The 12,952-nt window shown below is 31.8% G+C and carries 7 protein-coding genes; 6 read left to right on the top strand and 1 reads right to left on the bottom strand.

The window, feature by feature from the left end; genetic code table 11:
* Positions 1 to 54: 54 nt before the first annotated feature.
* Positions 55 to 1,665, bottom strand: coding sequence for an isocitrate lyase (locus tag J8L88_RS07675; protein WP_247666438.1), 1,611 nt, complete (start codon positions 1,663 to 1,665; stop codon positions 55 to 57).
* A 1,230-nt stretch (positions 1,666 to 2,895) separates the two neighbouring features.
* On the opposite strand from J8L88_RS07675, the gene J8L88_RS07670 reads away from it, so the two are divergent.
* The 6 genes from J8L88_RS07670 to J8L88_RS07645 are packed head-to-tail and all read left to right on the top strand — an operon-like array spanning position 2,896 to position 12,705.
* On the top strand, positions 2,896 to 3,855 hold the full coding sequence (locus J8L88_RS07670; RefSeq protein ID WP_118387549.1) for an FHA domain-containing protein: 960 nt from the start codon (positions 2,896 to 2,898) through the stop codon (positions 3,853 to 3,855).
* A gap of 40 nt (positions 3,856 to 3,895) precedes the next feature.
* Positions 3,896 to 7,969: a TOMM system kinase/cyclase fusion protein gene (locus tag J8L88_RS07665; RefSeq protein ID WP_211060409.1), complete on the top strand. Its 4,074-nt coding sequence runs from the start codon at positions 3,896 to 3,898 to the stop codon at positions 7,967 to 7,969.
* Positions 7,970 to 7,985: 16 nt separating this feature from the next.
* Positions 7,986 to 8,402 (top strand): hypothetical protein, encoded by a 417-nt coding sequence (locus tag J8L88_RS07660; protein WP_118387545.1) that lies wholly within the window; start codon positions 7,986 to 7,988, stop codon positions 8,400 to 8,402.
* 6 nt (positions 8,403 to 8,408) lie between these two features.
* Positions 8,409 to 9,206: a phytanoyl-CoA dioxygenase family protein gene (locus J8L88_RS07655; protein ID WP_211060408.1), complete on the top strand. Its 798-nt coding sequence runs from the start codon at positions 8,409 to 8,411 to the stop codon at positions 9,204 to 9,206.
* A gap of 39 nt (positions 9,207 to 9,245) precedes the next feature.
* Positions 9,246 to 11,384, top strand: a complete 2,139-nt coding sequence (locus J8L88_RS07650; protein WP_118387541.1) for a TOMM precursor leader peptide-binding protein — start codon at positions 9,246 to 9,248, stop codon at positions 11,382 to 11,384.
* A gap of 37 nt (positions 11,385 to 11,421) precedes the next feature.
* Positions 11,422 to 12,705 carry a lysine 2,3-aminomutase gene (locus J8L88_RS07645; protein ID WP_118387539.1) on the top strand — a complete coding sequence of 428 codons (1,284 nt, stop codon included), beginning with the start codon at positions 11,422 to 11,424 and terminating at the stop codon, positions 12,703 to 12,705.
* The last annotated feature ends 247 nt before the right edge of the window (positions 12,706 to 12,952 follow it).

Raw genomic sequence — 12,952 nt, 5'->3', positions numbered from 1 at the left:
AAAAAAGGTGACCTATTATAGGGTCACCTTTCTTATTTAATTCAAATATGAGTCTTATTTATCTAAGGCCATTGCAGGTTCTTTTGTATTTGTTTTAACTTCAAACTGATTACTCGTGTTTTTCTCACCACCAGCTTTCAGAGCTTTTTCACCAGCAAAGAACGTTTTATGGTCATCTCCTAAATCTGAGCCTGCCATACGTTGGTGTTTTACACACGATACTCCTTTTCGTATTTCCTGACGTTGAACAGAATCTACATATTCTAACATTCCTCTATCTCCAAAATACCCTGCTACAAGATCATTCATATGTAGTGCAGTCGTATGATATGTTGGTAATGTAATTAGGTGATGAAATACCCCAGCATCACGAGATGCTTCTGCTTGGAACATACGAATCATTTCATCTGCTCTTTTAGATAACTCGGTATTGTCATATTTTACATCCATCAATTCTTCGCGATTATAAGCTGATGTGTCTTCTCCCGCTGCGGTCATAAGATCAAATGCTTGTTGGCGGAAATTGATTGTCCAATTAAAAGATGGCGAATTATTGTAAACTAATTTAGCATTTGGCACCTTTTCCTTTACGCGATTTACCATATGAGCAATTTGTTTAACATTTGGAGTTGGTGTCTCTATCCACAATAAATCTGCACCATTCTCTAAACTTGTAATACAATCTAATACAACACGATCAATATTTGAGCCTTCTTTAAATTTATATAAACCATTAGGTAATCTCACTGGGCGAACTAATTTACCATCACGTTTAAATAATACATCATTTTCATTTACTTCGGTAATTAGAACTTCTTCCGCTTCAACAAAGTCCATATATTGAGAAGCTAGATCACCTTCTTCCATTGATACAGGTAATTTTTGTGTTAAACCAGCACCTTCGGAATCTGTTCTTGCTACAATTACACCTTCTTCTACACCTAATTCTAAGAAAGCATATCTAAGTGCATTTAGCTTAGCGATAAAATCTTCGTGCGGAACTGTAACTTTACCATCTTGGTGACCACATTGTTTAGCATCGGATACTTGGTTCTCTATTTGTAGTGCACAAGCTCCTGCTTCGATCATTTTTTTGGCTAATAGGTATGTTGCTTCTTCATTACCAAAACCTGCATCAATGTCTGCAATGATTGGTACAACATGTGTTTCAAAATTGTCAATCTCATTCTGCACATCTTCTCCTTGATCTAAACGACGAAAAAGATCGTTTAATTCTACGGCATCTGCTTGACGTAAAAAGGTATAGATTTCTTCAATCAACTTAGGAACCGAAGTTTTTTCGTGCATAGATTGATCTGGTAAAGGTCCTAATTCAGAACGTAATGCAGCAACCATCCAACCAGAAAGATATAAATATGTTTTATCGGTAGTGCCTTTATGTTTCTTTACAGCGATCATTTTTTGTTGGGCAACAAAACCATGCCAACAACCTAATGATTGTGTATATTTTACACTGTTAGCGTCATATTCAGCCATATCTTTACGCATAATAGAGGCTGTATATCTGGCAACATCTAATCCTGTTTTAAATCTATTTTGTATAGCAATACGCGCTGCATTTTCTGGGCTTATGGTTGCCCAAGTACTTCCGTGTTTAGCTTTTAGAGTACGTACCGTATCAAGTGCCGAATTATAAGTAGTCATAATGTAATGTTTTATATTTTATTTTAAGGATAAAGTCTTTATTTTGAGTTGTTTGTTTTTTGTAGGCTGTAGACGTACGAATTGTAATCAATCGTGTTATTAATAGCCCAATTGGTAACCAGTGTTTTAGTTTTTACTTGAGATTTCATCTTCTTAGATCTTTTAATTAATAATTCGAATTCTAATTGCTACTTCGTAGCGTCTACCAGATTCCTTTTTTAGTAATACGATTTACTATTTGTTGTAAATTAATTACAGGACAATATTATAAAAAAGTTTTTGATTAAAAAAGCGAACGTTCGCTAAAAATATTAAAATTATAAAATTTTAATAGTTCGCAATATGCCTTATTGATTTATTTTAGCACCTATTAAACGATGTTGTTTTTTGATTTAATTAATTGATAATCAAATATTAAAACTTGTATCCTTGTGCAAATATGGAGGTGCTTTTATAATTAAAATATGACTTTAATTAATTTTTTAAGACGATGGGATGTTTTAGAAATGATATGAGTTTTTTATGTTTTCTGAAAAATTAAGCGGCTTTTTTCGTAATGGTTTACTAAAAAAATTCATAAGTTTTGAGATTAGTTATGAGTTGTTTTACATCTAAATTTTAGGAGCTTTATTTTTTGATCACTAATAATTACACATTAATACTAGTAAAATATATCAGGTTATAGGTCAAGAACATAAACCTAAGATGTTTGATTTTCAATAGAAATTTGATTTTCAAAAATTAAAATGGTCTATTATTTCACAATAAAAGGGTAAAACAATAACTTGAATATGGCATAGCCGCATTGCGTCAATGTTTTATAAAATATTTACCGATTTAAATGATTTTTAATGGGAAAAAGCAATCTTGTTTTTTATATATTTGAGAAGCACAATATTACTTATTAATAAACTAACGTAATGATACTACTACTATTCCCCTCTCCCCAAAATACGTGTTCAGATATTCTAAGATCTATGGTTTTTAGACAACACTTTGTTAGGTAGCTTCTTTCTATAAGGATAGAAAGCTATTTGTTTTCAGTGATGTTGTAAAAAAAAGAGTCTAGTGATTTTTACTTCAGAGTGTAGTTTAATATGGTTGTTTCGAAATTTAGATATATAATTATTACTAATAGTTATAATCTAAATTAGTAAATGTATAGATCATTAGTGTTAAACTTATTTTGAAATTAATCACTTATAATTTTATAAATGAAATAGTTGAAACATGGCTATTATCAAAAATAATGAAACAGCGGAAATAGTATGTTTAAATACACAACATACTTTTGGGAGAAACCAAAACACTGCTCATACGTATATTCCTGAAAAAGATATTTCTCAATCGCACGCATTAATATCTTGGCGAGGTAGTAATTGGTATATACAAGATCATAGTAGAAATGGTACTATAGTAAATGGGGAGTATATAAATAATACAGCTATAAAACTAGCACAAGGCTTTAAGATTCAATTTGGTGAAAATACTTCAACCTTATGGGTAATAGTAAACCTCGACCCTCCATCTAGTTATCTCAAATCGTTAAAAAATAAAAACAAAATAATAGAACTTACTACAGGTCATGCATTTCCTAATGAAGAAGAACCTGAAGTTCTTATTTATCCAGAAGATGCAGCATGGAAATTAGAGAAAAATGGAGTGATTGACAATTTGGTTCAAAACAGAATTTATGTATTTGATAATGAGGAATATGTTTTTGTAGAAAATCAAGTATTAGAGGATACTATGGATAATGGACATATAGTTAATAATGCTTATTTCCAGTTTGTTCTCAGTTCGGATGAGGAGCATATCCGTATTAAGATAATTACGCAAAACTTAGAATTAGATTTAGGAGAAAGAGTTCATAATTATATTTTATTATCACTTGCCCGTAAAAGATTAATTGATGTAGATAACGGTTATGTTTATGGAGACCAAGGTTGGATGGCTATTGATGATTTATTAAGTGATATGAGTAAGGAATTTGGTAAAGAATTAGATACCTATTATTTAAATCTAAAAATTTATAGAATCAGAAAATTATTATTAGAAACGAAACCTTATGGATATCTTTTTGCGAATAGTATCGAAAGGCGATATGGTGAAATTCGGTTTGCTCACAGATTTTTTCAAATTTTAAAAGAAGAACGATGCATTGGTGAGGTGCTCGCAATAGCCAATTAAAACAAAAGATTTATATATAAAATAATTATAAAACCTAATCATGGAAAACCCCTCGACTAAAAATGCCCCAAATGTCGATATTTATCTTGAAAATTATACTATACTCGAAAAGATTGGAGAAGGAGGTTATGGTATTGTATACAAGGCTACTCAGTTGAGCACTGGGCAATTGGTAGCTATCAAGATACTCAAATTTAAAGAAACTCCTGATCAGAAAACGATAAAGCAGCAAATTGCACGTTTTGACCGAGAAACGAAACTTTGTGCAGAACTAAATCATCCAAATATTGTTAAACTCTTAGATAAGGGTTATACTTCTAACAAAGAACCTTTTGCCGTTTTTGAATATATTTCTGGAGAAACCTTAAAAGATTTAATTACGCTTCAACACGGATTACCAGCTGATGTAACGGGTACGTTAATGGGGCAAGTGTTAGATGCCTTGGTAGCAGCTCATGCTCAAGGAATTATTCATCGGGATCTTAAACCTCATAATATCATGGTCACGCAAACAGGAAAGAGATCATATATTAAAATACTGGATTTTGGAATTGGAGCTTTTACCAATGATTTTAAAACAAATGAGTATAAAGATATTACACTTACTCACGAAGTAATTGGAACTCCCGCATACAGTGCACCTGAACAGTTAAGAGGGGAACCACCCACTGCAAAATCTGATTTATATGCTTGGGGACTTATTGTATTAGAATGTCTCACTGGACAGACTGCTATACAAGGAAATAGCGTTGCCGAAGTGTTTCAAAAACAACTCAACCCTGCCGATGTTCCACTACCTCCTTCCATTTTTGGGCATTCATTAGGTAAAGTTTTAAGCGGGGTCTTGGATAAAAATCAAAATAGGCGAACAGCTACTGCTGCTTTAGTCTATGAAACCTTTTCAAAAATTAACTTTAGTACATTAGTAGGTCAAGTACAACCACAAGGAGAAACTACCTTACGTACCGAAGATGCCACGGAAGTTAATCAATTAGTATGGCGCAGTGCTCATAGTGAAAAAAGACAGATTACAGTATTATGTGCTAAGCTTGCCTTATCGGTTTCAGAGCATTCTATGTTGGATTTGGAAACCTTGGATACTCTGCAAAAAGATCAGTTACACCTTTGCAAAGATGTAGGGATTCGATTTGGAGCACATATTTCTGGAATTATTGCGGATACAATCGTAATGTATTTTGGATATCCTCAAGGAAGCGATAATGATGCGCGTAGAGCGGGCAGAACGGCGCTAGAACTGATTGGACAATTACAAAAAAGAGACGCTTTACTTTCTGCGAAACAAGGTGTTGGGTTAGAAATTAGAATTGCTTTAAACTCAGGTACCGTTCTAATAAAACACAATAGCTCTCCCGAAGGCTTAGTTACTAATACAGCTTTTAATCTTTTATATTCTACACCTTCAGGACAAATTTTGGCAACCGAAAGTACTAGAAGATTACTAGAAGCTCATTTGGAGTTTGAAGCTCTAATAGTGAACGATTTTTCGAATATTGATCGACAAACTAATGCTTTTCTACTTACTGGAGAACGACAAACAGAAGCGCTTTCTAATTTAAGCCCTCGTAGTGCCGATCAAAAAATGATCGGACGAGAAGAAGAGCTTGTCAAAATTTTTCAAACTTGGGACGGTATCCGAAAAAAAGGAGGAAAAGCTATTTTGTTAAGAGGACAAGCAGGTATTGGGAAATCCAAATTGATTTATGAAACTAAAAAGCAACTAATTAATCAAAACTTTGCCGTAAGAGAATGTCGTTGTCTTCCAGAATATCAAAACAATGCCTTACATCCTATTTTTGAGATGCTAAAAAGGGATATAGGAGTTCATGATAATGAAACCTTAATACCTCATTTGGAAGAAGCTTTACAAAAAGTAGATATTGATTCAAGTAGAGCGATTCCCGTACTTTGTTCCTGGTTTTCGATACCTTTAAATGAAACCTATCAGATTTCTCAAGAATCACCGGCCGAACAAAAGAAGGTTCTTTACGACGCTTTAGAAAAGTTAATATTTCATATTGATATAGATAGGAAATTTACGTTAATCATCGAAGATTTACATTGGATTGATCCTACGAGTTTAGATTTTTTAAATACAATAGTCACGAAGATCGATCAACATAATTTTCTATTCTTACTAACAACACGTCCAGAATTTGAATATGATTGGAACTCAAAACATATTGAGGAAATAGTATTACAAACATTAACTGAAAACGCGACGCAATCACTTATTAAAGAATTTATTCCACAAAAATCGATAGCGGATAAAGCACTTAATTATATTGTAGAAAAAGCGGATGGGATTCCTTTATTTATTGAGGATCTAACCAGAATGTTATTAGAAGAGCAATATTTAATATTAGAAAATGACACTTATGTCCTTACCAAAAATTTTGATGCGACGGCTGTTCCTGTAACTTTAAAAGGCTTATTAAATGCCCGTCTAGATCATATAGGTTTTGCTAAAGAAACAGCTCAAATTGCTGCATCAATAGGTAGAGAATTTACTTATGATTTGTTGGTAAAATCCTCATTACAAGATGAAGGCATGGTACAAACCAATCTAAATGCTTTAATAGATGCAAACTTAATTTATCACCATCGGAGAGTACAAAATGAAAAATATATATTTCGCCACGCCTTAATTCGTGATGCTGCCTATGAAAGCATGGTTTCTTTATTAAAACAAGAAGTACATGGAAGGATTGCTGAAACCATAGAAAATGATTTTGAAGATTTGGTGAATGAGAATCCTTTTGAATTAGCATACCACTTTGCAGAAGCAAACAACTATGAAAAAGCATCTGAATATGGTATAAGAGCAGCTCAAGAATCTTTGAAACGCTCCGCTAATCTTGAAACTGAATCTATAACTTCTGCTGCTTTAATTTGGGTTTCTAAGATTTCGGATGCCACTGAAAAGCTTGTGCTTGAGTTTAGATTAAACGCAATGAGATTCCCTGCCTTACTAGCAATCCATGGAATGGGAGCAAAAGAATTAATTCAACTTACGGAAAGAAATAATGAAATAGACAAGCATTTATCTATTGAGGAATTTACTGATCATAGAGAATCCAGCGATAATTTCCGATTTGTTAGCCATTTTACAAATATTCAAAATGCGCATTACACTGGATATTTTGATGATGCTATCAATTTAATAAACCAAGTAATCTCTGAAGCAGAAATATTGAAAAATAGACAAAATAAAATTCTTGTTTTACCGAATATAGCTCAGCTTAGTCATATTAAAGGAGATTTAAAATCATGTGAAAAATACTTGAAAGAATGCTTAAGCTTATATAATGATGAAGAAGATAGTGAACTGTGGAAAACATTTGGGATAGAACCTAAAGCCAACGCCCTTTATATTCTTGGATTTCTAAAAGGTTGTATGGGAGACTTAGAGGAAGCCTATGAATTATGTGAAAAAGGGTATCAATGGTCCATGAAAATTGGATGTACTCTATTTAGTGATTTTGGAAAAGTATTTGAAGCATGGGTAGCCTATATGTACGAAGATAAAGCTAGAATCAATGATATTGTAAACAAGTTTCTTAAGAAAAAAGATGAAGAATGGTCTGGATCATATAGTGCACTTCTTTATGAATGGGCAAATCAAGATATTGAACATTCCGAATCATTTTTGGACACGCTTATAGATCAAGGTAGAATAGGTGGTGGTTTATCAATATGGGAGCCACTTCTTTCAGAAACACAAGTATGTCTTGGAAATGTAGATAAAGCTATTGATAGAATGAATGAAACACTTTCAAGGGCTCAAAAACTTGAAGAACAATGGAGTTTCCCGTTTATAGAAAAAGTCTTAGGACTTGCTGAATATTCTAAAAATGGAAAGCTGACATCTAAATGTGAAGAACACTTTAGAAATGGAATCATGTCTGCAGAAGAACAAGGAGCACCTGTAATGGCATTAAACGCAGGGTTGTCTTATGCTAAAATTTTGATTAAAGAAAATCAACCGGATGTAGCAACACAGACGTTAAAGCCTTTACTGGATAAACTTCCAAATCACCATGATATACCTCTATATTATGAATCAATAAAAATTATTAATAACCTGAAAAATTAACTTTAAAATTTAAATTATGAGTATCAAAGAAGGAATCACAGGAGACGAAAATTATGTAGCTGGTCTTATTGGTAATGATGCTTGGAGAACAGCTTTTTTAAGACTTGTAGCTGATATTTGGGAAGGAGAACATTCCGATATCTACAACAAGGGCTATAAAGAAGTTGAAGAAATATTCTCTAAGGAATACGGCTTTTCAGAATTTTCAAATCTTAGATTGAAAATTAGTGAGTATGAAGGAGAAGAAAAATACAACCATGAGGTTGAAAAAGATGCTACTCCGACTAATGGATGGTTCAAGGTTTTGGACGATGATAACTATTATGCTACAATTGAAATGATGATTCCGCCTAAACCTGAAGAGAAGTATATGGCATCTGCTCTTGCTTCGTTTATGGCAGCAGGTAAGGCATATCCTTTTACTATAGGATAGTCTGCAATGAGTATAACAGAATTATTTTATAAGCAAGGATATCTTCTTTTTAATGAAGATATCCTTCTTAGAAAAGATTACTTAGAACTTTGTGATAGATATACAAAAATATTTGAAGGGAAATTATCTCACAATTTTCCTGCTTATAATTGTTGGGGTATTGGTACTGATGAAAAAATAAAGAAAATAGATCAAGCACATCTTTTTGACTCTGTAATCTTAGAAATAATCTCAACTCCAATTCTTGGAAAACGAATTTCTGAAATAACCTCTGCAACAAGAGTATCTATTGCAGCAAGTCATGTATTTTATAAATCACCTTTTAGTGGAATTGAAGGAAGTGTAGGTTGGCATACTGATACTAAATATGTAAATTTTAAAAATGGAGATTTACTTAGTATGTATATACCTTTAAGCGTTATAAACGAACGATCAGGAACTTTAACTTTTTTAAAAGGTTCTCATCTTTGGGAAAATAACAATATTAGTTTGGTTAATGATGGAGCAGAAAAAAACACGGACAAACAAAGGCAACAAATAATAAAAGATTTACCTCAAGATTATATCTGGAATGAGGAAAAAGCAATTATTAAACAAGGAGGTGTAAGTTTTCATCATGATAATATCTGGCATTTTAGTGAGGGAAATAAAACAGAAAAACCACGTATAACTATATCAGTAGCGTTGCATATTGAAAAAGGAAATGATCTAAGTGAAAAAGTATCTATAAAAAACACAATCTTTCCAATTTTTTCAAAAAACAACGAACCAAAAATTATATATGATGGAATTAAGAAAATATAAAGTTCTAACATTGTTCACTTAAAAAATTCATATTTAATAATGATAGACTTCAATCAGACATTTGACTGGCATCCAAAGTATAAACAATTTGTAATTTCTGAAAATGAGTTGATATTAATTAGCGAAACAGAAAATTACTGTCTGTCTGGAGAAAAGTATAAAGAATTTATTAAATACATTGATGGCGAAAAAAACATTAACCAAATAATTAAAGAAATTTCTGATTTTTATAGATGCGCTTTATTTATACAAGGAATAAAATCTTTAATTAAGAGTGAAATTCTACAAGTTAAAAAACAGGATAATTTATATTCTTTAAATAAAAGAAAGCAACAACTTCCTGAATTTTTTATAATTAACGAAAAAATAAAGGTTTACAATTTTTCAGAATTAATTAGTAATGAAATACTTCAGGTGTTTTTAAATCTAAAATTTCCATTTAGTATTGTTTTTGTAGATGATTATTTAGACCCTAGGCTTGAGAAACTTAACTTAAAATATTTAAAATCAAAACGTTCCTTCATTCTTATCAAACCTACAGGTGAAAAACCGCTAATTGGTCCTTTGTTTTCTGCAAAAGACAATCGCCCTTGTTGGAAATGTTTATCAGACCAAATGATAGCAAATCAGCCCGTAAAAAAATGGATTCAACAAAAAAAGGGTTATAAATACATCCAAACTCCAACTTTTTTTGAAACAGAGAAATTTGATAAAGAATGGTTTATTTCGTTACTTTTTCAAGTTTCTCAACAAGAGGACACTTGTTTTGAAATAAATAATTATTCAAAATCATTTTTAAAACATAAGGTTAACCATCGACCGCAGTGTTCTGTTTGTGGAGATATTTCATTAATGAAAACACAAATACAAATGCCAATTGTTTTAAAAGATACATTTAAAATAGCAGGTCTTGATGGCGGTTCTAGATCTGTAAAGCCGGAAAACACAGTTCAAAACTTAAAAAAATTCATCAGTCCTCTTACTGGTGTTATTACGGATTTAACCTTAATATCCGAAGAAAGTAACACGAACATTTCCATTTATAAATCTTCATTTTTTAGTACTCCTCCTCACTATTACAAATCAGTAAGTGAAGACTTGTTTGTGCAATTTTCTTTAGGCAAAGGAGTAGCAGATGTACAATCAAAGGTGAGTGCTTTATGTGAGTCTATCGAAAGGTATTCAGCGCAATTTAAAGGAGACGAATACTTTTTACAAGCAACACCTGATTTATTAGATTCTAGGTTTTATCTACCTAATCAACTTGCACCTTTTAGTGAAAAACAATATAAAGAATTTGAAACAGAAAATTCTTACTTAAATTCTAAAAACCACGCTGTTAAAAGATATTTGACTGATGAGCCTCTACATTGGGTGCCTACTTGGTCCTTGCTGAAAGAAGAAAAAGTATACTTGCCGTTTACATATTGTTTTAGTAATGCTCCTTTGGAGGATAATAGTTATGTTCGTTGGAATTCAAATGGTGCTGCAGCTGGTAATACCATTGAAGAAGCTATTTTACAAGGGTTCTATGAAGTTATAGAAAGAGATGCTACAGCCATTTGGTGGTATAACAAAACGGTAAGACAAGAAATTGAAATTCAGGGTTTGGATGAAGATGACTTGCAAAAAGTAAATTATACTTTAAGCAAAGAATGGGATTATTGGTTGCTGGATATTACTACTAATTTCGGAATACCAGTTGTAGCTGCAATTGCACAACATAAGGATACTAAAGAGTTTTGTTTTGGTTTTGGGTGTCACTTAAATATCAAAACTGCATCTTCTAGAGCCCTTACAGAATTATGTCAATTAATTCCTATTAGACATCAAGATGATGCCCCCTTTGATTTTAAGGCTATAAAAGAAGAGTCTTTTTTAAAAGGATATAAAAAAAGGAAAATGGCTGATTTTTTAAATTTTGAAAGCAAAAATATCAAACAAGATGTTTTATTCTGTGCTTCAAAAGTTGAACAGTTTGGATACGAAACATTAGTTATTAATTACAGTCGTCCTGAAATACCTATAAAAACGGTAAAAGTCATAATACCAGGTTTGTGTTTTATATGGCCTCAATTAGGGAATGAAAGGTTGTACAAAGCATCTTTAGAATTAGACTTGAGTCAAAAAGGAATACTAACTGAAAATGAATTGAATACAATGGGACTATATGTGTAGGTTCTTAATAAAGTAAATTCAAACAAAAAAAATTAAAATGGAATTTAAATCATATCATAGTAAAGCCTTCAAACAAACAATTTATTTTGAAAAATTACCTCACGAAGAACAAGTTACTTTTAATGCTTTAGCGAATGTATTTCATTTTAAAGTAAATAATTATGTATTGGAAAAACTAATTGATTGGGATAATATACCTAATGATCCGATGTACAAATTGGTTTTTCCCAGAAAAGAGATGCTTCCCGAAGAAGATTATGAAAAACTATTACGTATTCTTAGTAAAGGTAAAAAAGAGGAATTAAATGACTTTGCTAAAGCTTTAAAACTTAAAATGTTCCCTGAAATCAATTACCACCAAAGTTGCATTCCCATTTATAAAGGTAATCTTGTAAAAGGAGCTTATAGAGTTTTTAACACTAGTTTGGCGTTATATCCTTCTCCAATGGTAAGAACTTGTCATAGTTATTGTACATATTGTTTTAGGTGGGTAGCTTTTAATGACACAGAAATGCAAAACTCTTCTTCTTATATAGAACCGGAATACCCTATAGATTATATTAAAGAGCAACCAGAAATTCAAGAAGTAGTTTTTTCAGGTGCGGATCCATTAGTTTTAAAAGCTTCGACTATAAAAAAATACATTGATCCTATACTTGAAATTAATTCGGTTAAAATTATAAGCATTACAACCAAATCAATAGCTTGGTGGCCTTATCGTTACTTAACAGATCCTGATATTGATGAGTTATTCGAGTTATTTACATACATTAAATCTAAAGGAAAGCACCTTAATATTATAGCGCATTTTACACATATACGTGAATTGGAAAATGAAATAGTGCAGCAAGCTATAAGGAATATTAATACTACCGGAGCTGTAATTCGTTGTCAAGGTCCTTTAGTAAATGGAATAAATGATACTGCAAAAGATTGGAGTAATTTGTGGACAAAACAAATAGAACTAGGACTAATTCCTTTTTATATGCTTATGGAAGCAGATCATAATAAAGAAAGTTGTTTTCGTATTCCTCTTGCTGAAGCCTATACTATTTTTAATGAAGCTCAAAAGCTTTCTTCTGGTATGGCAAGAACGGTTCGAGGGCCCGTATTTGTAAATGATATTCATAGAATTTTATTAGATGGAATAACAGAGCTTAACGGAGAAAAATATTTTGTTCTTAAAAGTCTACAGTCTCCTCCAGAAACTAATGGAGAGGGAAAAATCAAGCTTATTCCTTTTGATGAGCACACCAAAGATGCAGGTGACTTATTTGAATTATTCAAAGAAGATAAGTTAGAAGTGAGTTCGGTATATTAGGTTCATAATAAGATCTTTTTTTCGTATCGTAGCGATACTTCTTAAAAATAGTGCCGAATAATATAGAATAAGTAGTAGTCTAATTAAAGACTACTTTTTGGCATGAAATATGATGAAATATTATACCTTAAGTGTTAGGCATATATTTGTCTCATCAGAGCAAAATAACTGTAAACAATTATTAGGAATAACATCAGATCAATCTATACTGGGGGTAAACATAAGTAGGGAAAACGATTTGATGTTA

The sequence above is a fragment of the Aquimarina sp. MMG015 genome, assembly GCF_018100855.1.
Lineage (GTDB): Bacteria > Bacteroidota > Bacteroidia > Flavobacteriales > Flavobacteriaceae > Aquimarina > Aquimarina latercula.
The sequence above is the reverse complement of the archived record's forward strand: the minus strand, read 5'-3'. Positions and strand labels throughout refer to the sequence as shown.

Excerpts from the sequence above, each read along its gene's own strand:
- J8L88_RS07675 (WP_247666438.1), bottom strand. The coding sequence starts at position 1,665 with ATGACTACTTATAATTCGGCACTTGATACGGTACGTACTCTAAAAGCT.
- J8L88_RS07670 (WP_118387549.1), top strand. The coding sequence starts at position 2,896 with ATGGCTATTATCAAAAATAATGAAACAGCGGAAATAGTATGTTTAAAT.
- J8L88_RS07665 (WP_211060409.1), top strand. The coding sequence starts at position 3,896 with ATGGAAAACCCCTCGACTAAAAATGCCCCAAATGTCGATATTTATCTT.
- J8L88_RS07660 (WP_118387545.1), top strand. The coding sequence starts at position 7,986 with ATGAGTATCAAAGAAGGAATCACAGGAGACGAAAATTATGTAGCTGGT.
- J8L88_RS07655 (WP_211060408.1), top strand. The coding sequence starts at position 8,409 with ATGAGTATAACAGAATTATTTTATAAGCAAGGATATCTTCTTTTTAAT.
- J8L88_RS07650 (WP_118387541.1), top strand. The coding sequence starts at position 9,246 with ATGATAGACTTCAATCAGACATTTGACTGGCATCCAAAGTATAAACAA.
- J8L88_RS07645 (WP_118387539.1), top strand. The coding sequence starts at position 11,422 with ATGGAATTTAAATCATATCATAGTAAAGCCTTCAAACAAACAATTTAT.